The sequence below is a fragment of the Azospirillum himalayense genome (assembly GCF_042657465.1).
GTDB lineage: Bacteria > Pseudomonadota > Alphaproteobacteria > Azospirillales > Azospirillaceae > Azospirillum > Azospirillum himalayense.
Genome location: NZ_JBHSLC010000122.1, coordinates 16,140 through 37,093, shown reverse-complemented (window position 1 = coordinate 37,093; position 20,954 = coordinate 16,140). Strand labels below are relative to the sequence as shown.

The following is a 20,954-nucleotide window of genomic DNA, read 5'->3' as shown; positions in this document are numbered from 1 at the left end:
GACGACCAGAGAGGGAAACGGGAGACATGAAGGCCAAGCGCACACACCTCGCCGCGGCGTTCGCGGCCATCGGGACGACCATCGCCGCCGCCGCCGGCGCGCTTCTGCTGGCCTTGCCCGCCCACGCCGCTACGGACAAGCCGGCCGGGAAGCTGGTCCTCTACACCTCGCAGCTCGAAGCCGACGCGAAGCAGACGGTGGACGCCTTCAAGGCCAAGAACCCCGGCGTCGAGGTCGAGTGGGTCCGCAGCGGCACGACCGAGCTGATGAACAAGCTGCGCGCCGAGATCGCCGCGGGCAGCCCGCAGGCCGACCTGCTGCTGATCGCCGACGCGGTGACCATGGAGTCGCTGAAGGCGGAGAAGCGCCTGCTGGCCTACACGGACGCGCCGGTCCAGGGCTACCGCCCCGGCACCCACGATCCGGACGGCACGTGGTTCGCCACCAAGCTGATCACCACCGGCATCGCCTACAACACGGCGGCGCCGATGAAGCCGTCCTCCTGGCTCGACCTGCTGAAACCGGAAGCCAAGGGCACCACCGTGATGCCCAGCCCCCTCTATTCCGGCGCCGCCGCCATCCACATGGCCGCCGTGAAGGAGCAGCCGGACCTCGGCATGGCCTTCTACGAGAAGCTCCAGGCCAACGGCACCACCGCGGCCAAGGGCAACGGCGGCATCCTGAAGTCGGTGGCCAGCGGCGAGAAGCTGTACGGCGTCATCGTCGATTACCTGCCGATCCGCGAGCAGGCCAAGGGCGCCCCCGTCGCCTTCGTCTTCCCCAAGGAGGGCGTCAGCGCGGTGACCGAGCCGGTCGCCATCCTGAACACCAGCAAGAATCCCGACGCCGCCAAGGCCTTCATCGCCTTCCTGCTGAGCAAGGAGGGGCAGGAGCTGGCCTCCCGCCAGGGCTTCCTGCCGGCGCTGCCGGGGGTGGCGCCGCCGGCCGGCTTCCCGGACCCGTCAATGGTCACGTTGATGCCCTATGACCCGGCCAAGGCGCTGAAGGACGACGAGGCCAACAAGAAGGACTTCGCCGACCTGTTCGGCGGCTGAGCCCATCCGGCGATTGAAAATGAGTCTTGCCACTTTCAGCGACCGGCGGCCTTTCCGCGCCGCCGGTCGTTTTTCCGTTTCCGGGGCGCCGCTGCTGTTCGCGCTGGCCGGGCTGATCGTCCTGCTGCCGATCCTGCGGCTGGTGTGGGAGGTCGCCGGGCCGATGGCGGGGGGCGACCTGACGGCGCTGACCCGCGTGTTGACCTCCAAAATGACGTGGCGGGCCACCGGGAACAGCGTCGCCATCGCCGCGGGGGCGACGGTCGTGGCGGCGGCGCTCGGCGTGCCTTTCGCGCTGCTCTGCGGCCTGACCGACCTGCGTGGCAAGACGGCGCTGGCCTTCTGCCTGATCCTGCCGCTGATGATCCCGGCGCAGATCGTGGCCCTGTCGTGGATTCACCTCGCCGGGTCGGGCAGCCCGCTGCTGAAGCCGCTGGGCCTCGCTCCGGCTCCCGGCACGCCGAATCCGGTCTATTCCTCCGCCGGGATGATCCTGGTGATGGGGATCGAGCACGCGCCACTGGTCTTCCTGGCGTTGCGCGCCGCCCTGCGCGCCGTGCCGCGCGATCTGGTCGAGGCGGCGCAGGCGGCGGGCGCCCGGCGCGGGCGGGTGCTGCGCACCATCGTCCTGCCGCTCAGCCTGCCGGGGCTGGCCGCCGGGCTGGCCCTGTCCTTCGTCGCGGCGCTGGGCAACTTCGGGGTTCCGGCGCTGCTCGGCATCCCGGCGGGAATTCCGGTGCTGCCGACGCTGATCTACCGGCGGCTGGCGGGATTCGGCCCGTCCGTCCTGCCGGAGGTCGCGGTGCTGGCCGTGCTGATCGGGGCCATCGCCTGCGTCGGCATCGCCGCGCAGATGGCGCTCCAGGCGCGGGTGGACGCACGGGTGATCGGCGGCTCGGCGCCCGCGGCGGTGCTGCGGCTGGGCCGGGCGCGGCGCCCCTTGGAAATCCTCTGCTGGACGGTGGTGGCGCTGATCCTGGCGGCGCCGCTGGCGGCTTTGGCTTCGACCAGCCTGATCCGAGTCTACGGCCTGCCGCTGGGACCGGAGACGGCGACGCTGGCGCATTACGCGACGGTTCTGGGGCTGGATCAGGTGGGGCGGGCCTTCACCAATTCCTTCGTCCTGTCGGGAGCGGCGGCGCTGCTGCTGGTCCTGCTGGCAATCCCGCTGGCCCATGCGATGGCCGGGCCGGGGAAAGGCGGGCGGCTGGTCCGCGCCGTCGGCGTGCTGATCGAGCTGCCGCACGCGGTGCCCGGCGTGGTGCTGGCCATCGGCTGCATCCTGGTCTTCCTGAAGCCGTTGCCGCTGCTGGGCGTCAGCCTGTACGGCACGCTGGGGATCATCCTGGCGGCCTATCTGGCGCGCTTCCTGTCGCTGGCCCTGCGCCCGGCCCAGGCCGCCTGCGCCGCTCTGGACCCGGCGATGGAGGAGGCGGCGCGCGCCTGCGGCGCCGGCCCGCTGCGCCGCCTGCGCACCATCGTGGCGCCGCTGGTGGCTCCCGCGGCGGCGGCGGGCGGGGTGCTGGTGTTCCTGACCGCCTTCAACGAGCTGACCGTGTCGATCCTGCTGTGGTCGCAGGGGCGGGAAACGTTGGGCGTCGTCGTCTACGCGCTGGAGGAGGGCGGGAGCCCGACGCTCGCCGCCGCGCTGAGCGTGGTGACGATTGCGGTGGTCGTGGCGGTGCTGCTGGCGGTCGGCTGGCTGGGACGGCGGCTGCCGGCGGGGATCATTCCCTGGCGGGGGTGAGGCGTTCCTGAGACGGGCCCCCCTCCCGACCTCCCCCCGCTCTCAGCGGACCGAAGGTCCGCCTGCCGCGTCAGCGCAAACCTCTGGTTTGCGCGAGAGCTTCGCAGGGGGAGGAGAAAAGCCCTCCCCTGCGAAGCGGGGGGAGGGTTGGGTGGGGCCCGTCTCAGGAACTCCCTCACACCCCCTCCGGCACCACCCATCCGTCGCGCACCGCGAGGCACAGCGCTTCGCCCGGCGTGACCTGCGCGTCGCCGGACACCCGCAGGAGCAGGCGCACGCCCGGTGCGGCCTGCGGTTCGGCCTCGACTAGGACGAAGCCGCCCTTGTAGGCGGCGCGGACCACGGTCGCGGCGATGGGACCGTCCGCCGCCGGCTCCAGATCCTCGGGCCGCAGGCAGACCAGCGCCGGTCCCTCCGGCTGGCCGGTACGGCAGCGGACCAGCGCTTCCGCCCCGAACAGGCGCACCCGCGCGCGGCCGTCCGCGACCGGACCCGCCACCACACCGTCCACCACCGCGCCCTGGCCGACGAAGCCGGCGACCATGCGGGTCGCCGGTTCGCGGTAGAGCGTGCGGGGGGCCGCCACCTGGGCCAGCCGACCGCGGTCGAGCACGGCGATGCGCGTCGCCAGAGCCATCGCCTCGGCCTGATCGTGGGTGACGTAGACCATGGTGGCGCCGGTCTTGGCGTGGAAATCGGCGAACTCCTCCTCCATCGCCGCGCGCAGATGCACGTCGAGGTTGGCGAGCGGCTCGTCCAGCAGCACCAGCTCCGGGCTCATCACGAGGCAGCGGGCCAGCGCGACGCGCTGCCGCTGGCCGCCCGACAGTTCGGCGGGATGCCGGGCGTCGAAGCCCGACAGCCCCACCGTGTCGAGCGCCGCGCGCACCCGCTGCTCCCGCTCCGCGCGGGGAACGCGGGCGGTCTCCAGCGGGTAGGCGACGTTGCCGGCCACCGTCATGTGCGGCCACAGCGCGTAGGACTGGAAGACGAGGCCGATCCGCCGCTCCTCCGGCGGGACGTGGGTGCCGGGGCCGGACAGGGTGCGCCCGCCGACCGTGATGCGCCCGCCGTCCAGCCGCTCGAAGCCGGCGACCATGCGCAGCAGCGTGCTTTTCCCGCAGCCCGACGGGCCGAGCAGGGCAAGGAACTCCCCCGCCGCTACGTCGATGGTCACGCCGTCCACCGCGGGAGCGGGCGTCCCGGCATAGTGGCGGGAGGCGTCGTCGATCAGGAGAGCAGGCGTCTGAGTGGTCATGGCACCGGAAGTCGCGCTATTCAGGAAGGCGGCGAGGGATAGGCACAGTGCGGAACGGGGGCGTGATGTCAAGTGACGCTGCGATGACGGGGGCTATGACGGGGCGTGGACGGAAGGTCCGGCTGCGCGCCCTGTCGGGTCTGGGCAGCAAGGGGCCGGCCTGCTTCCTGGCGATGATCGGTGGGGCGCGGCTGCTGCTCGACCTCGGCGAGGGGCCGGACGCCGGGCGCCTGCCGCCGCTGAGCGGGGCGGGGCGGGTGGACGCCATCCTGGTCACCCACACCCACGGCGACCATGCCGGCGCCCTGGGCCTGCGCCACCGGGTCGGCAGCCCGCCGGTCTACGCCACGCCGCTGGCCGCCCGCCTGCTGCCGCCGACCGTCGCGGCCTTGCCGCTGCCGGTCCAAGGAACGGTGGAGATCCAGGGCGTGCCGGTGACCACAGGGCGGTCCGGCCACGCGCCGGGCGGGGTGTGGATCCACCTGGGCACGGAGGACGGCGGGATTCTCTACATGGGCGACCATTCCGACGAATCGGCCCTGTTCCCCTTCGACCCGCCGCCGCCGGCGCGGCGGGTGATCCTCGACGCCTCCTACGGGCTGGACGACACCCCGCAAGCGGAGCGGCTGGCCGCGCTGGAGCCCTTCCTCCACGCGGGTGGTGCGCTGTTCCCGGTGGCGGCGGACGGGCGCGGGCCGGAAATGGCTCTGTGGGCGATGGACCATGGCGTGGTCCCGGCCATTGACGACGCCCACCGCGCCGCCATCGCCCATCTGCTGGCGGAGGCGGACACCGCCCTGCGGCCCGGCGCGGAGGAACGGCTGCGCCGGCTGCTCGACCGCGCCAAGGAACCGGGCGATCCGCGCGACGTGACCTTCGCCGCCGGTCCCAACGCCACCAGCGGCACCGCCGCCGAGTTGGTGGAGCGCTGGGGCGGTCTGGATGGGCCGGACATCGTCTTTACCGGCTACCTCGCCGCGGGCACGCCGTCGCGGACCTTGGTCGATGCCGGCCGGGCGCGGTACCTGCGCTGGAACGTCCACCCGACGCTGCGCCAGTTGACGGCGCTGGTGGCCGCCACGGGGGCGGAGCGGGTGCTGCCCGCCTTCGGCGACATCCGGCACCGGGAGGGCTGGCGGGCCGCCTTCGCCCCGGCGATCCTGGAGGGGCTGGACGACCCGGAGGTCTGAAGCGCGAGAGGAACGCGGCGGACATCCTGTTGGCATGGCTTGTCCCTTTGCCGACGGATGTTCATGGGCACCTTCGAGTTGCTGTCCATCCTGCTGACCCTGGCGGCGCTGTTCAGCTTCGCCAGCCGCGGCCTGCTCGGCCTGCCGGCGACGGCGGGGGTGTTCCTGCTGGCCTTCGGCTTCGCCTTCGCGACGGCGGTGGTCGGGACGCTGGTGCCGGCCATCGACATCCGCGCCTGGGAGGAGCGTCTGGTGACCAGCGCCCACCTGCCCGAAGCGCTGCTGGAGGGGGTGCTGGCCTTCCTGCTGTTCGCCGGGGCGGTGGAGCAGGACAGCGGTACGCTGTGGCGGCGGCGCTGGGCGGTGGCGCTGCTGGCGACGCTGGGTGTCGTGATCTCGACCGCCGTCATGGGCACCGGCATGTGGCTGATCTTCGACGCCATGGGCCAGCCGGTGCCGCTGATCTGGTGTCTGGTGCTGGGGGCGGCGCTGGCGCCGACCGACCCGGTGGCGGTGCTGGCCGTGCTGCGCAAGGCGCCGCTGCCGGAAGGGCTGCGCACCGCCATCGCGGGGGAGAGCCTGTTCAACGACGGCATGGGGGTGGTGCTGTTCGCCCTCCTGCTCGGGCTGGCCACCGGGACCGACACCGATGTGACGGTGCTGGGTGTCGCCTGGGACATCGTGAAGGAGGCGGGCGGCGGCGTCCTGCTGGGGCTGGCGACCGGCTCCATCGCCTTCTGGGCGAAGAGCCGGGCGGACGATCCGGCGGTGGAGCTGTCGATCTCGCTCGCCCTGGCGGCGGCGACCTACAGCCTCGCCCAGCGGCTCGGCCTGTCCGGCCCGATCGCGGTCGTGGTGGCGGGGCTGCTGATCGGGAACACCGCCCGGCACCACGTCTCGTCGGAGCGGACGGGCTTCATCATGAAGGCCTTCTGGGCGATGATGGACGCGATCCTGAACGCCATCCTGTTCATGCTGGTCGGGCTGGAGGCCGCGGTGGTGCTGTCCTGGCAGGCGCCGGTGATGGCCGCGGCGTTCCTGGCGCCGCTGCTGGCGCTGGTGGCCCGGCTGGCGAGCGTGCTGCCCGTGGTTGCCGTCCATCTGCGCAGCCAACGGAAGGCGGCAGCGACCGCCGTGCTGACCTGGGGCGGGGTGCGTGGCGGCATCGCGGTGGCGCTGGTCCTGTCGCTGCCCGACTACCCGCACCGCGACCTGCTGCTGGTCGCCTGCTACGCCGTCGTCGCCTTCACCATCATCGTGCAGAGCCTGACGCTCGGCCGGTTGGCCCGTCGCCTGTTCCCCGAGGGCTGACGAATGGCCCCGCGCAGGACAGGAATGCGTAGAACGGCCTTTCCTGTGGAAAGCATCCCATTATCTACTGAAGCCAATCAGGCAATCGCCTTTATCAACGTTTAGTTTTTGTTGTTTGTGGTGTCGGAATGACGGACACGACTCTGGGCCGGGCGGCGGGTTCGGCCGCGCTGCTGCCGGGAATCGATTGGCGGGTGGTCGCCGTGGCGCTGCTCGCCCTGGCGGGCGGCGGCCTGTGGATCGGCGACGCCGTGTCGGGGCGGCAGGCGGCGCTCTATCTGGTGGGCGGCGCCATGGGCCTCGTGCTCTACCACGCGCTGTTCGGCTTCACCTCCGCCTTCCGCGTCTTCATCGCGGACCGGCGCGGGGCGGGGCTGCGGGCGCAGATGGTCATGCTCGCCGTGGCCTGTGCGCTGTTCTTCCCGGTTCTGGCCGCCGGGACGCTGTTCGGCGCGCCGGTGAAGGGGCTGGTGTCGCCGGTCGGCCTGTCGGTGGTGGCCGGCGCCTTCCTGTTCGGCATCGGCATGCAGCTCGGCGGCGGCTGCGCCTCGGGCACGCTGTTCACGGTGGGCGGCGGCAGCACGCGCATGGTCGTGACGCTGGCCTTCTTCATCGTCGGCTCGGTGCTGGGCGCCTATCACCTGCCCTGGTGGCAGGCGCAATGGACCGCCGCTCCGGTGTCGGTGGTCGCGGCCTGGGGCTGGCCGGTGGCGCTGGCGGTCAACCTCGCGATCTTCGCCGCCGTCTATGCCGGCACCCTGGCGCTGGAGAGGCGGCGCCACGGCCGCCTGATCGAGGGCGCCCCGGCGAAGACCGAAGGGCTGCGGCGCTTCCTGCGCGGCCCCTGGCCGCTGGTCTGGGGCGCGGTCGCTCTGGCCGTGCTGAACTTCGCGACGCTGGCGCTGGCCGGGCGCCCGTGGGGCATCACCTCGGCCTTCGCGCTGTGGGGCAGCAAGGGGCTGGCCGCGCTGGGCGTGGACGTCGCTTCCTGGCCCTTCTGGCAGGCGCCAGCCCAGGCCAGGGCGTTGCAGGACAGCGTGCTGGCCGACGTCACCTCGGTGATGGATTTCGGCATCATCCTGGGCGCGCTGCTCGCCGCCGGTCTGGCCGGCAAGTTCGCCCCGGTGTGGACCCTGCCGCTGCGGTCGCTGGTGGCGGCGGTGGTCGGCGGGCTGCTGCTCGGCTACGGCTCGCGCCTCGCCTACGGCTGCAACATCGGCGCCTATTTCAGCGGGATCGCGTCGGGCAGCCTGCACGGCTGGGTGTGGATCGTGGCGGCGCTGGCCGGCAATTATCTGGGCACCGCCCTGCGCCCGTTCTTCGGCCTGGAGGTCGAGCGCACGCCGCGTCCGACCGCCTGCTGAGCGGAGTGTGAATGAAGAAGCCGGTGAGCCGCCGAAGGGGCGGCTCACCGGCTTCACAGGCCGGAAACGCTATGAGCCGTAGGGTACGATTACGATGTCCGAGGCCGACAGCGTATCCACGTAGAACCGGGCGATCTGGATCGCGGCGCCCGAGCCGATGCCGTCAGCGTCGTAATACAGGGTACGGAACATCGTATCGAAAATGAGGCGGTCGTCGGCGTCGGCCGGCATGTCCAGCGCGAACATGTTCGCGTCCAGCGTGCCAACCGGAAGACCAAAGGTCGATGCTTCCAGTTCGATGCGATCCTCTCCGCTCTGGAAATCCTCGATGGTATCGCCTGACCAGGGGTCGATGCTCAGGCGGAAGGCGTCGGCGCCGGCGCCGCCATTCAGCCGATCGGGGTTCAGCCCCCCGATGAGAGTGTCGTCACCATCTCCGCCATACAGAAAGTCGGTCTCGTCCCCACCGCTCAGTCGGTTCGCTGCGGCGTTCCCAATCAGAGTGTCACTTTGATTGCTTCCGATGACGTTCTCAATATTGTTGAATGTATCGCCATCGGCATAACCTCCGCTTCCGGTTCCGGTGGCAAGGTTCACGGTCACTCCCGACCACATCGGATTGCTGCTGTAACTCACCGTGTCGATGCCGGCCCCGCCATCAAGCGCATCGCTTCCAAACCCGCCCACGAACGTGTCATTCCCGGCGCCGCCGTTGATCTCGGTCGCGCTATAGATATTGTGGGCGTCGAACACGTCGTCGCCACCGCCGCCATAGACGCGCTCAACCTGCCACGCGCCGAGGTCGATGTATCGTGGGTCGTCCTGTTGAACAACGACGGTGTCGAACCCCGATCCGCCAATGACGACAGCCTCGTTTCCGCTGATGTAGAAACAGTCATCGCCCATTTCACCCATGAGCGTGTCGGCCCCCTCCCCACCGATCAGGGTGTCGTTGCCCATGCCACCTTCCAGGAGATCGTCCCCCTCTCCACCAGCAAGCCAGTCGTCACCCCCGTCGGCCTGCAACGTGTCGTTTCCAGCGCCACCGGAAAGCGAGTCGTCGCCGGAGCCGCCCTGCAGGTGATCGTCTCCGTCGTCGCCGGACAAGGTGTCATTTGCAGAGCCGCCGCAAATCGTGTCGTTGCCGCCCCCTCCGCTGATGACGACATTCTCCGATCCATAGTCGGCGCTGATCGAATCATTGCCACCGCTGCCATAGGCGACTTCGAAATTCGCGAGGTGAAGGTTGAGTGTAATCCCTTCATTTCCCAATACGATCACGGTGTCGTGCCCGTCGCCTCCGTCAAAAAGATAATCAAAGCCATCAACGTAGAGTGTGTCGTCTCCATCTCCGCCATGTATAAGATCCGCGCCGGCGCCGCCGAAAAGCGTATCGTCACCTTCTTCACCAATCAGAGTGTCATCGCCATCGCCCCCGTCCAGAATGTCATTGCCTTCTCCGCCAAACAGGGTGTCGTCGCCACTTCCCCCATTCAGAACGTCGTTCCCTTGGTCGCCTCTGAGAAAGTCGGCACCATTGTCACCGGATAGTGTGTCGCTCCCTTCGCCGCCGTAGATCCCGTCCTCACCATCACCTCCGATCAGCACGTCGTCGCCTTCTTCTCCGCTGATCAAATCACTGTCCAGTGTTCCCTCCAAATAATCGGCTTCCAATGTTCCCGAAATGATCGCCATTTTCTGACCCCCGATTGAGTGCCGCTGCGTTTTCGCGTCATGCGGCCGGAACAGAAAAATTAGCGACAACGAAAGGCGGAAACCTGTGACGGCGATCACTTCTCTGCGTTGCATTTGATGTGGCGTCTTGCCGCATCAGGATCATGGGCGGCGGAAACTCTCCAAAAAGAGGTGGTTTTGTCCTTCGTCGGAGCGCGGGCGGGGCAGGTGGCGCCGAACCTCAACGATACTCCGGCCGCCGGGCCAGCCCTTCCTTGAGATGCTGGATCAGCAGCCGCACCTTGGGCGACAGGTGGCGCTGCGGCGGGTAGACGGCCCAGACGGCGGTGTTGGGCGGGCGGTGGGCTTCCAGAAGGGAAACCAGCCGGCCCGCCGTCAGATGCTCCACCACATAGTAGTCGGGCAGCTGGCACAGCCCGAAGCCGCGCAGCGCCGCGTCCAGCACCGCCGTGCCGCTGTTGCAGCGCCAGCGCCCCTGCGGCCGGAACAGCCATTCGGGGCCGCCATCCTCCAGCGATCCCGCGTCGAAGGTCCAGCCGTCCGCCGTGCCGGTCAGGCAATCATGCTCGGCGAGGTCGGCCAGCCGGCGCGGCGTCCCGCGCCGCTCCAGATAGGAGGGGGCGGCGCACAGATGCATGACCCGCGGCGCGATCCGCGTCGCAACGAGGCTGGAATCCATCAACCGCCCCAGCCGCACCGCCAGATCCACCCCCTCATGCACCAGATCCAGCCGGCGGTTCGTCAGCTCGATCTCGACGCGGAGCTGGGGGTGGCGCTCCAGGAAGTCGTTCACCAGCGGGACGACGAACCGCTCGCCGTAAGCCACGGCGCAGGTGAGGCGCAGCAGGCCCTTGGGCTCCGCCTGGAGGTCGCTGACGGCGAGCAGCGCCTCGTCCCGCTCCTCGATCAGGCGGCGGCATTGGGCGAGCAGGGAGCGGCCCGCCTCGGTCAGCGTCACGCTGCGGGTGGTGCGGTAGAACAGCCGGGCCTGCAACCGGTCCTCCAGCCGCGCCACCTGCCGGCTGACCTGGGAGGAGGAGATGCGCAGCCGCTCCGCCGCGCGGGAGAAGCCGCCGCATTCGGCGACCGCCACGAATTCGTCGATGCCATCCCAGCGGCTCACCCGTCAGCCCTCCCTTCCGCGCCGATTATCCCCATACGGCAACAATCCTCTCCAACATTGCAGCGTTGTCAACGCGCGCGGGATGCTAACGTCGATCATCAAAGAAACGCGAACGCATGGAGACGGTGGGATGGTGAAGTCACGCGCGGCGGTGGCCTGGGAAGCGAAGCGTCCCCTGGAGATCGAAGAGGTCGAGGTCGCGGCGCCCAAGCAGGGCGAGGTTCTGGTGCGCATCGTCGCCACCGGCGTCTGCCACACCGACGCCTACACCCTGTCCGGCATGGATTCGGAGGGCGTGTTCCCGGCGATCCTGGGCCATGAGGGCGCCGGCGTCGTCGAAGAGGTCGGGCCGGGCGTCACCTCCGTCCAGGTGGGCGACCATGTCATCCCGCTCTACACGCCGGAATGCGGCAAGTGCAAATTCTGCCTGTCCGGCAAGACCAACCTCTGTCAGGCGATCCGCGTCACCCAGGGCAAGGGTCTGATGCCGGACGGCACCAGCCGGTTCACGGTGAAGGGCCAGCCGGTGTTCCATTACATGGGCACCTCCACCTTCTCCGAATACACGGTGCTGCCGGAGATCGCGGTCGCCAAGATCAACAAGGCGGCGCCGCTGGAGAAGGTCTGCCTGCTCGGCTGCGGCGTGACCACCGGCATGGGCGCCGTGCGCAACACCGCGAAGGTCGAGCCGGGCTCGACGGTGGCGATCTTCGGCCTGGGCGGCATCGGCCTGTCGGCGATCATCGGCGCCGTCATGGCGAAGGCGTCGCGCATCATCGGCGTCGACATCAACCCGGACAAGTTCGAGATCGCCAAGCAGCTCGGCGCCACCGACGTGGTGAACCCGCAGGACTACGACCGCCCGATCCAGGAGGTTCTGGTCGAGATGACCGACGGCGGCGTCGATTACAGCTTCGAGTGCATCGGCAACGTCAAGGTGATGCGCGCCGCGCTGGAATGCTGCCACAAGGGCTGGGGCGAGTCGGTGATCATCGGCGTCGCCGGGGCCGGGGAGGAGATCAGCACCCGCCCGTTCCAGCTGGTCACCGGGCGCGTCTGGCGCGGCTCCGCCTTCGGCGGCGTGCGCGGCCGGTCGGAGCTGCCGGATTACGTGGAGCGCTACCTGAAGGGCGAGTTCGAGCTGGACACCTTCATCACCCACACCATGGGGTTGGAGGACATCAACAAGGCCTTCGACCTGATGCACGAGGGCAAGAGCATCCGTTCCGTCATCCTCTACAACCCGTGAGGACCGGATGGAGTCGCAACTGACCCAGATCGCGGCGAACCGCTGCTTCGGCGGCTGGCACAAGCGCTTCCGGCACCGCTCCGCGGTTCTGGACTGCAACATGGTGTTCGCCGTCTATCTGCCGCCGCAGGCCGAATCGGGCGCCAAATCGGGCGCCAAATCGGGCAAAGTGCCGGTGTTCTACTGGTTGTCCGGCCTGACCTGCACCGACGAGAACTTCATGCAGAAGGCCGGCGCCATGCGGATGGCGGCGGAACTCGGCATCGCCATCGTGGCGCCGGACACCAGCCCGCGCGGCCCCGACGTGCCCGGCGACCCGGACGGCGCCTGGGACTTCGGGCTGGGCGCCGGCTTCTACGTCAACGCGACGCGGGAGCCGTGGGCGAAGCACTACCGCATGCACGATTATGTGGTGCGGGAGCTGCCGGCGCTGGTCGAGGCGGAGCTGCCGGTGACGGACCGGCGCTCCATCTCCGGCCATTCGATGGGCGGGCATGGCGCGCTGGTCTGCGCCCTGCGCAACCCGGGCCGCTACCGCGCCGTGTCGGCTTTCGCGCCGATCGGCAACCCGGCCAGCGTGCCGTGGGGCGAGAAGGCGTTCGAGCGCTTCTTCGGCACCGACTACGCGGCGTGGCTGGACTGGGACAGCTGCGCCCTGCTGGGCCGCGCCACGGAGAAGCTGCCGATCCTGGTGGACCAGGGCGACGCCGACAGCTTCCTGGAGAAGCAGCTGAAGCCGGAGAACCTGCAGCGGGCGGCGGAGGCGGCGGGTCACCCGCTGACCCTGCGGATGCAGCCGGGCTACGACCACAGCTATTTCTTCATCGCCAGCTTCATCGACGACCATCTGCGCCACCACGCGGCGGCGCTGCTGGCGGACTGACGCGTTTCGTCCGGACATACGGCCCGTCCACTTCCGGAATGGGCCGTATGTGCGGACGGGACACCCATTCGTGTCGACAAGCCTCCTACCCAAAGGCATGATTTCGTTACGACGCGAAATAATTGGGAGGTTGTCGTGAAGTTCATGTCCAAGACCCGCCGTCTGGCCTTCGCCGCCGTCGCGGGGGCGGTCGCCATCGGCGCCACCGTCGCCGTGGCGCAGACCCAGGCCTTCTTCCGCATCGGCACGGGCGGCACCGCCGGCACCTACTATCCGGTGGGCGGGCTGATCGCCAACGTCATCTCCGGCGCCAACGGCGGCGTGCCCGGTCTGGTGGCAACCGCCGTGGCCTCCAACGGCTCCGTCGCCAACATCAACGCCATCAAGGGTGGTTCGTCCGAGTCGGGCTTCTCGCAGTCGGACGTCGCCTACTGGGCCCACACCGGCACCGGCCTGTTCGAGGGCAAGGGCAAGGTGGAGGACCTGCGCGTCATCGCCACGCTTTATCCGGAAACCATCCATCTGGTCGCCCGCAAGGACGCCAACATCAAGTCGGTCGCCGACCTGAAGGGCAAGCGGGTGTCGCTGGACGAGCCGGGCTCGGGCACGCTGGTCGACTCGCGCATCGTGCTCGGCGCCTTCGGCCTGACCGAGAAGGACGTGAAGGCGGAGTATCTGAAGCCGGGTCCGGCGGGCGACCGCCTGCGCGACGGCGCGCTGGACGCCTACTTCTTCGTCGGCGGCTACCCGACCGGCGCCATCTCCGAACTCGCGACCTCGTCGGGCATTTCGCTGGTCCCGATCACCGGGCCGGAAATCGACAAGATGCTGGCGCAGTACCAGTTCTTCGCCAAGGACACGGTTCCGGCCAACACCTACAAGGATGTTCCGGAGACGGCGACCATCTCGGTCAACGCCCAGTGGCTGACCAGCGCCAAGCAGCCGGACGACCTCGTCTACAACATCGTCAAGACGCTCTACAACGAGAAGAGCCGCGCCGCGCTCGAGGCCGGCCACGCCAAGGGCAAGCTCGTCACGCTGCAGACGGCGACCAACGGCCTGGGCATCCCGCTGCATCCGGGTGCGGAGAAGTTCTACAAGGAACAGGGCGTCCTGAAGTAAGGGGGCACCGATACCCCTACCCTAGCCCTCCCCCGCTGGGCGGGGGAGGGAACTCCGCCGCTCTTCCCGCAAACATAGTCTCCCTCCCCCGCCCAGCGGGGGAGGGTTGGGGTGGGGGGACACCACACCGGCGCCCCCACCCCATTCTCCGGGAGCATCCATGACCGATACCCATCGCGATCCGCCATCCGACATCCGGCTGGATTCCGCGTCCATGGAACTCGACGAGGCCAAGGCGCGGGAGTTGGAGGAGAAGTTCGACTCCGAAATCCGCTTCCGGCCGCTGTCGCCGCTGGCGGGGAAGCTGGTCGGCGGGCTGCTGATCATTCTGTCGCTGTTCCACTATTACACCGCCGGCTTCGGCCTCTTGCCGGAGATGGAGCATCGCGGCATCCATCTGTCCTTCGTGCTGGGCCTCGTCTTCCTGGTCTTCCCCTTCACCAAGCGCGGCTACGGCGAGCCGGTGATGGGCACGCTGCTGCGCCCGCTCGGCATCGGCCTTCAGGACTGGGCGCTGGCCATCGGCGCGGTCGTCGCGGTGATGCACGTCCCGCTGATCCCGCTCGACGATCTGGCCTTCCGCGTCGGCAACCCGACCACCACCGACGTGATCCTCGGCTCCATCCTGATCGTCGTGCTGCTGGAGGCGACCCGCCGCTCGGTCGGCTGGCCGCTGCCGATCATTTCGCTGATCTTCATGGGCTATGCGATCTGGGGGCCGCAGATGCCCGGGCTGCTGAAGCATCCCGGCGCCACGGTCTCGCAGCTCGTCGACCATCTCTACCTGACGACGCAGGGCGTCTACGGCATCGCGCTCGGCGTGGTGGCGACCTACGTCTTCCATTTCGTGCTGTTCGGCGTCTTCGCCACGCGCATCGGGCTGGGTCAGCTCTTCCTCGACTGCGCGGCCTGGGTGGCCGGGCGCTATGCCGGCGGTCCGGCCAAGGTCGCCATCTTCGGGTCGGCGCTGTTCGGCATGATCTCCGGCTCCTCGGTCGCCAACACGGTGACGGTGGGCTCGCTGACCATCCCGGCGATGAAGCGGATGGGCTACAAGCCGCATTTCGCCGCCGCCGTGGAATCGACGGCCTCCACCGGTGGGCAGATCACCCCGCCGATCATGGGCGCCGCTGCCTTCCTGATGATCGAGTTCCTGGGGCTGCCCTACACGACCATCATCATGGCGGCCATCGTCCCGGCCTTCATGCATTTCTTCGGCGTGCTGGTGCAGGTGCATTTCGAGGCCAAGCGCAACGGCCTGCGCGGCCTGCGCCCCGACGAGATGCCGGACCTGAAGGAAGCCTTCCGCCGCGACTGGCCGACGGTCATTCCGCTGGTCGTGCTGATCGGCATCCTGATCGCCGGCTACACGCCCTACATGGCGGCCTTCTGGGGCATCACCCTGTGCATCGCGGTCGGCCTGCTGAACCCGCGCAAGCGCATGACCATCTGGGAGGTTCTGGACGGCCTGCGCGACGGTGCCAAATACGCGCTGGCGGTCGGCGCCGCCGCCGCCACGGTGGGCATCATCGTCGGCGTGGTCACGCTGACCGGCGTCGGCTTCAAGATCTCCTACATCGTCACCTCCACCGCGGGCGAGATGGCGGTGTGGGCGGGGGCCTTCCTGCCGGGCTGGCTGGCCGACGCCAAGGCTCTGACGCTGCTGTTCACCCTGATCATGACTGGCGTGGTCTGCATCCTGATGGGCTGCGGCATCCCGACGACGGCCAACTACATCATCATGGCGACCATCGCCGCCCCGGCGCTCGGCCTGCTGGGCGTGGCGCCGATCGTGGCGCATTTCTTCGTCTTCTATTACGGCGTGCTGGCCGACATCACGCCGCCGGTGGCGCTGGCCGCCTACGCCGCGGCGGGCATGGCGGGGGCCGACCCCTTCAAGACCGGCAACACCGCCTTCCGGCTGGGGCTGGCGAAGGCGCTGGTGCCCTTCGTCTTCGTCTTCTCGCCGTCGCTGCTGCTGGTGGCGCCGGGCTTCAACTGGCCGGACTTCTTCATCGCCTTCTTCGGCTGCATCGTCGGCATCGTCTGTCTGGGCGCCACCCTGACCGGCTGGCTGCTGACCAACATGCGGACCTGGGAGCGGGTGATGCTCGGCATCGCCGCCATTCTGCTGGTAACGCCGGAGCTGTATTCGTCGCTGCTGGGGCTGGCGCTGATCGTGCCCGTCCTGCTCCGCCAGATGTCCGCCCGCCGCCTGACGCCCGAGCCGGCCTGACGCCCGAGCCCGCCTGAAGAACAACCGGTCTCTTCGAGAGGACCCGACCATGAACATTCCCCACCCCTATCTGATGTTCCTCGGCGACGTTCAGGACCAGCTCGGCGCCAAGACGGCGCAGGGGATCGTGGACTGGCGGCCCGACTGGTGCCTCGGCCAGATCCGGCTGGAGGGCTGCAAGGCCGACCTCGGCATCCCCGACATGACCATCGCCGAGGCGGCGGGGCAGGGCGCCCGCACGCTGGTGGTCGGCGTGGTGAACGCCGGTGGCGTCCTGCCGGAGCACTGGACGAGCGTCATCGTCCAGGCCATCGAGTCCGGCATGGACGTGGCGAGCGGCCTGCACACCCGGCTGGAGAGCATCCCGGCCATCGCCGAGGCGGCGGCGCGCCACGGCCGCCAGCTCTTCAACGTCCGCCATTCCGATCAGCGCTTCGCCACCGGCAAGGGCACCAAGCGTCCGGGCCGGCGGCTGCTGACGGTGGGCACCGACTGCTCCGTCGGCAAGAAGTACACGGCGCTGGCGCTGGAGAAGGAAATGCGCGCCCGCGGCATGGACGCGGATTTCCGCGCCACCGGCCAGACCGGCGTCTTCATCTCCGGGCGCGGGGTCGCCATCGACGCGGTGGTGGCCGACTTCATCTCCGGCGCGGTGGAGTGGATCGCCCCGGCGGCCGATCCGGCCCATTGGGACCTGATCGAGGGGCAGGGTTCGCTCTACCACCCGTCCTTCGCGGGGGTGTCGCTGGGGCTGTTGCACGGCGCCCAGCCCGACGCCTTCGTCGTCTGCCACGAGCCGACCCGCAGCACCATGCGCGGCGTGCAGCACCCGCTGCCGTCGATCCAGGAGGTCATCGACCTGACGATCCGCTGCGGGCAATTGACCAACCCCGCCATCCGCCCGGTCGGAATCGCCATCAACACCAAGGCCTATGGCGAGGACGAGGCGCGCGCCTGCCTGGAAGCGGCGGCGAAGGCTCATGGTCTTCCGGCCAGTGACCCTATCCGGTTCGGTGTAGGCGAAATTATTGACCGTCTGACGGAAGAATTTGCCACTGAGTAACGTTAATAGGGGATGATCATGGTGCCGATGGGCGGCACGCAGCAAAGCCGCCCATCGTCATAAGAATGATCACCCGCCATCCCGTTCAGCCGAATTGGATCGCGGGTCCGGCCTTCCCACTTGGACATGATGAGCAACCGCACTCCCGCCACCCAATACGCCGCCCTTCCTTTCCGCCTTCGCAACGGCCGGCCGGAAATCCTGCTGGTCACGTCGCGGGAAACCAAGCGGTGGATCATCCCCAAGGGGTGGGCGGAGGAGGGCGTTAAGCCCTGCGCCATGGCGGCGCGGGAGGCCTACGAGGAAGCCGGCGTGCGGGGCACCGTCGATCACCGGCCCTTCGGCAATTTCCGTTACATGAAGCGGCTGAGCGTCAACAAGTCGGTCCTGTGCGCGGTGACCGTCTTCCTGCTGGAAGTCGATGAGGTTCTGGACGAGTGGCCTGAGAAGGGCCAGCGCGAGCGCCGCTGGCTGACCCCGTCCCAGGCCGCCCTGGCCGTGGGGGAAAGCGGCCTCGTGGAGATGCTGCTGCGGCTGGGCATCCCGCCGGACTGAAGCCGGACCGGCGCGGCCGGTACAGGACAACGCTGTTCTCAAAGAAAAAGGCCCCTCCCGCGCTGGCGGAAGGGGCCTTTCGCTGTCAGCCCTCCAGCCTCGCGGCGAGGCGGGCGAAGGTGAAGGGCTCGTCCGTCAGGAAGCGGATGTCCTCGATCACCTGAGCGCGCAGCGAGCGGTCGTCGATGCTGCGGCCCCAGAAGGCCGTCTCGCCCAGATAGGCGGCGACCATCGCTTCCAGCCCCGCCGGGGTGCCGTCGTCCAGGGCGCCGATGGCGCGGACACGCTCGACGATCTCGGCGGAGTCGCGCGGCGGCAGCGTGGCAGCGCCGGGGAAGCGGCCGAGATAGAAGGCCAGCCAAGCGGCCAGCGACAGGCTCATCAGCGGCGCCGGTGTGCCGAACCGCTCCCGGTAGGCGAGCAACCGGTCCAGGTTGCGGGTCTGGTACTTGACGAGGCCGTTCAGGCTGATGTCGTGCCACAGGTGCCGGATGTAGGGGTTGCGGAAGCGGCGCAGCACGGCGGCCGCGAAGTCCTCCAACTCCGGCTTCGGCAGGGTGAGGAAGGGGATCACCTCCTCGTTGAGCAGCCGGTCGAGGAAGCGCGCCCCGGCGGGATCGCTCACCGCCTCGCCCACCGTCTCCACGCCCGCCAGCAGGGCCAGCGCGCACAGGCCGGTGTGGGCGCCGTTGAGGATGGCGACCTTGCGCGCCTTGTAGGGGGTGACATCGGCGGTGACGACGGTGCCCTCGTCATGCTCGCCCAGCGGCAGGCGCAGCGCCGGCATCCCCTCCTTGCGTTCGATCACGAACAGGTGGAACAGCTCCGCCGCCGCCATGAAGCGGTCGTCGTAGCCCAGCTCTCCGCGCAGGTCGTCTGCCTCGGCGCGCGGGAAGCCGGGGACGATGCGGTCGACCAGCGTGTTGTAGAAGGCGTTCGCCGTCTCGATCCAGTCGATGAAGGCCGGCTCCAGCGCCCAGTCGCGGGCGTGCAGCAGGACGATGCGCTTCAGCTCCTCGCCGTTGTGGTCGATCAGCTCGCAGGCCAGCATTTGCAGGCCGGCTTCCGGCGCGCCGTCGAAGGCCTTCCAGCGCTCGTGCAGGAAGCGGGTCATCTTGCCGGGGAAGGAGACCGGCGGTTCGTCGGCGTAGGCCACCGACGGGACATAGGCGATGCCGGCGTCGGTGGTGTTGGAGACGACCACCGCGACGTTCGGGTCGCGCGCCAGTTCCAGCACCGACGCCCATTCGCCGTGCGCGGCGATCTCGTTGCGCACGCAGCCGATCAGACGGACCTGCGAGACCTTCGCGCCGGACTCGTCGACGCCGCGCGACAGGACGGTGTAGACGCCCTCCTGCTCGTTCAGCGTCTGCGGGAAGCCGCCGGGGATGGGGCGGACGACGGTCACGCCCCAGTCGCCGCCGGTGGCCTCGTTCAGGCGGTCGACCTTCCAGTCGAAGAAGGCGCGCAGAAAATTGCCTTCGCCGAATTGCACGATCCGCGTCGTCGTCGGGCGCGGCCGGCCGTTGAGAAAGGATGCGTTCAGGCGCTGCATGGTCGGCGTCCTTGTCTGAGAGGTGGCGGTGGGGTTCAGAGCGTGACGCCGGATTTGAAGATCACGAGGTCGTGGACGTCGTTCTCCTCGTTGCGCGCCTCTTTGCCGTTGGCGACGGCGAGGATGCTGTCGATGAAGGACGGCAGCAGGCTGTCCACCGTGGCGGTGGCCTCGGCGATGGGGCCGGCGTTGAAGTCGATCCAGTGCCGCTTCTTCTCGGCCATGGCGGTGTTGGTGGCGATCTTCATGGTCGGCACCACGCCGCCCAGCGGCGTGCCGCGGCCGGTGGTGAACAGCACGATGTGGCAGCCGGCGGCGGCCAGGGCGGTGACCGCCACGCCGTCGTTGCCCGGCGCCTCCAGCAGGGTCAGGCCCGGCTTGCGGATGCGCTCGGCGTAGCGGATGACGTCGCGCACCGGGGAGAGGCCGGCCTTCTGGGTGCAGCCCAGCGACTTCTCCTCCAGCGTGCTGATGCCGCCGGCCTTGTTGCCGGGCGACGGGTTCTCGTAGATCGGCTGGTTGTGGTCGATGAAATACTGCTTGAAGTCGTTGATCAGGGTGACGACGCCTTCGAAGACTTCGCGGCTTTCCGCCCGCTCCATCAGCAGATGCTCGGCGCCGAACATCTCCGGCACCTCGGTCAGCACGGTGGCGCCGCCGATCCCGCACAGCCAGTCGGAGAGGGCGCCGAGCAGCGGGTTCGCCGTGATGCCGGAGAAGCCGTCCGAGCCGCCGCACTTCAGGCCGATGCGCAGGCGGTCGGCGCCGACCGGCTCGCGCTTATCCTCGCGCATGACGGCGGCCAGCTCGGTCATCGCCTCCAGCGACGCCTCAAGCTCGTCCGACACCTCCTGCGTGGTCAGATAGCGCAGGCGGCGCGGGTCGGGATGCTCGAAACCCTGGGTGAACAGGGCGCGGGTGTTGTTCTCGCAGCCCAGCCCCATGACCAGCACGCCGCCGGCGTTGGGGTGGATGGCGAAGTCGCGCAGGATGTTGCGGGTGTTGTCCAGGTCGCCGCCGAGCTGCGAGCATCCATAGGGATGCTCCAGCACCATGACGCGGGAGCCCTCGGGCAGCAGGCCCATTTTCTCGAAGCGCTTGGCCGCGTTCTTGGCGAGGCCGTTGACGCAGCCGACCAGCGGAATGATCCACAGGTCGTTGCGCACGCCGATCTCGCCGTTGGCGCGGACGAAGGCCTGGATGGTCGGCGCCTCCCGTTTGGCCGGCATCGCGTCGTTCGCCGGTCCGGCGTAGGCGTAGTCCTGCAGGCCGCCCAGCGCGGTCCCGATGTTGTGGGTGTGGATGTGCCGCCCCACCGGGATCGCCTCCTTGGCGAGGCCGATCACGCTGCCGTACTTGATGACCCGGTCGCCCGGCTGGTGCGGCGTCACGGCGAACTTGTGGCCCTGCGGCACCTCGTCGAGCAGGACGACGCCCAGACCGTCGATCGCGGTGCCCTGGGCCAGCGGCTCCAGAGCGACGGCGACGGTGTCGCTGGAATGGATCTTCAGGTACTTCGACATGTCAGGCCCCTTGGGGGAGAAGCGA

At 69.2% G+C, this 20,954-nt stretch carries 16 protein-coding genes; 11 read left to right on the top strand and 5 right to left on the bottom strand.

The window, feature by feature from the left end:
- Nucleotides 1–26: 26 nt before the first annotated feature.
- Nucleotides 27–1,055 carry an ABC transporter substrate-binding protein gene (locus tag ACFPMG_RS34425; protein ID WP_377000577.1) on the top strand — a complete coding sequence of 343 codons (1,029 nt, stop codon included), beginning with the start codon at nt 27–29 and terminating at the stop codon, nt 1,053–1,055.
- Between the two features lie 19 nt (nt 1,056–1,074).
- Nucleotides 1,075–2,802: an ABC transporter permease gene (locus ACFPMG_RS34420; RefSeq protein WP_377000575.1), complete on the top strand. Its 1,728-nt coding sequence runs from the start codon at nt 1,075–1,077 to the stop codon at nt 2,800–2,802.
- A gap of 175 nt (nt 2,803–2,977) precedes the next feature.
- Here the strand turns inward: ACFPMG_RS34420 and ACFPMG_RS34415 are convergent, their stop codons facing one another.
- A complete protein-coding gene (locus ACFPMG_RS34415; RefSeq protein ID WP_377000573.1) occupies nt 2,978–4,060 on the bottom strand; it encodes an ABC transporter ATP-binding protein in 1,083 nt (360 codons plus the stop codon).
- A gap of 65 nt (nt 4,061–4,125) precedes the next feature.
- Here ACFPMG_RS34415 and ACFPMG_RS34410 point away from each other — a divergent pair, with 65 nt between their 5' ends.
- From ACFPMG_RS34410 to ACFPMG_RS34400, 3 genes are all read left to right on the top strand, one after another.
- Entirely contained in the window at nt 4,126–5,250 is a 1,125-nt protein-coding gene (locus ACFPMG_RS34410) for an MBL fold metallo-hydrolase (protein ID WP_377000571.1), read from the top strand.
- Between the two features lie 63 nt (nt 5,251–5,313).
- On the top strand, nt 5,314–6,561 hold the full coding sequence (locus tag ACFPMG_RS34405; protein ID WP_377000569.1) for a cation:proton antiporter: 1,248 nt from the start codon (nt 5,314–5,316) through the stop codon (nt 6,559–6,561).
- A 128-nt stretch (nt 6,562–6,689) separates the two neighbouring features.
- The gene (locus ACFPMG_RS34400; protein WP_377000567.1) at nt 6,690–7,925 is read left to right on the top strand and encodes a YeeE/YedE family protein; all 1,236 of its coding nucleotides are present in this window, start codon (nt 6,690–6,692) and stop codon (nt 7,923–7,925) included.
- Nucleotides 7,926–7,994: 69 nt separating this feature from the next.
- On the opposite strand, the gene ACFPMG_RS34395 is transcribed toward ACFPMG_RS34400, so the two are convergent.
- Complete coding sequence (locus ACFPMG_RS34395) at nt 7,995–9,620, bottom strand: calcium-binding protein (protein WP_377000565.1); 1,626 nt, start codon at nt 9,618–9,620, stop codon at nt 7,995–7,997.
- Nucleotides 9,621–9,840: 220 nt separating this feature from the next.
- Nucleotides 9,841–10,743: a LysR family transcriptional regulator gene (locus ACFPMG_RS34390; protein ID WP_094304882.1), complete on the bottom strand. Its 903-nt coding sequence runs from the start codon at nt 10,741–10,743 to the stop codon at nt 9,841–9,843.
- Between the two features lie 133 nt (nt 10,744–10,876).
- Between ACFPMG_RS34390 and ACFPMG_RS34385 the strand changes: the two genes are divergently transcribed.
- The 6 genes from ACFPMG_RS34385 (at nt 10,877) to ACFPMG_RS34360 (ending at nt 17,851) form a co-directional block, all read left to right on the top strand.
- Nucleotides 10,877–11,992: an S-(hydroxymethyl)glutathione dehydrogenase/class III alcohol dehydrogenase gene (locus ACFPMG_RS34385; protein ID WP_465252042.1), complete on the top strand. Its 1,116-nt coding sequence runs from the start codon at nt 10,877–10,879 to the stop codon at nt 11,990–11,992.
- A gap of 7 nt (nt 11,993–11,999) precedes the next feature.
- Entirely contained in the window at nt 12,000–12,875 is an 876-nt protein-coding gene (fghA, locus tag ACFPMG_RS34380; RefSeq protein WP_377000560.1) for an S-formylglutathione hydrolase, read from the top strand.
- Nucleotides 12,876–13,019: 144 nt separating this feature from the next.
- Nucleotides 13,020–13,997 carry a TAXI family TRAP transporter solute-binding subunit gene (locus ACFPMG_RS34375; protein WP_377000861.1) on the top strand — a complete coding sequence of 326 codons (978 nt, stop codon included), beginning with the start codon at nt 13,020–13,022 and terminating at the stop codon, nt 13,995–13,997.
- A 160-nt stretch (nt 13,998–14,157) separates the two neighbouring features.
- Nucleotides 14,158–16,233 carry a TRAP transporter permease gene (locus tag ACFPMG_RS34370; protein WP_377000558.1) on the top strand — a complete coding sequence of 692 codons (2,076 nt, stop codon included), beginning with the start codon at nt 14,158–14,160 and terminating at the stop codon, nt 16,231–16,233.
- Nucleotides 16,234–16,282: 49 nt separating this feature from the next.
- Entirely contained in the window at nt 16,283–17,296 is a 1,014-nt protein-coding gene (gene dgcN, locus ACFPMG_RS34365; protein ID WP_377000556.1) for an N-acetyltransferase DgcN, read from the top strand.
- Between the two features lie 126 nt (nt 17,297–17,422).
- Nucleotides 17,423–17,851, top strand: coding sequence for an NUDIX hydrolase (locus tag ACFPMG_RS34360; protein WP_353860397.1), 429 nt, complete (start codon nt 17,423–17,425; stop codon nt 17,849–17,851).
- Between the two features lie 85 nt (nt 17,852–17,936).
- On the opposite strand, the gene ACFPMG_RS34355 is transcribed toward ACFPMG_RS34360, so the two are convergent.
- Nucleotides 17,937–19,406, bottom strand: a complete 1,470-nt coding sequence (locus ACFPMG_RS34355) for a tagaturonate reductase (RefSeq protein WP_377000554.1) — start codon at nt 19,404–19,406, stop codon at nt 17,937–17,939.
- Between the two features lie 35 nt (nt 19,407–19,441).
- A complete protein-coding gene (locus tag ACFPMG_RS34350) occupies nt 19,442–20,929 on the bottom strand; it encodes a UxaA family hydrolase (protein ID WP_377000552.1) in 1,488 nt (495 codons plus the stop codon).
- Nucleotides 20,930–20,954: the final 25 nt, after the last annotated feature.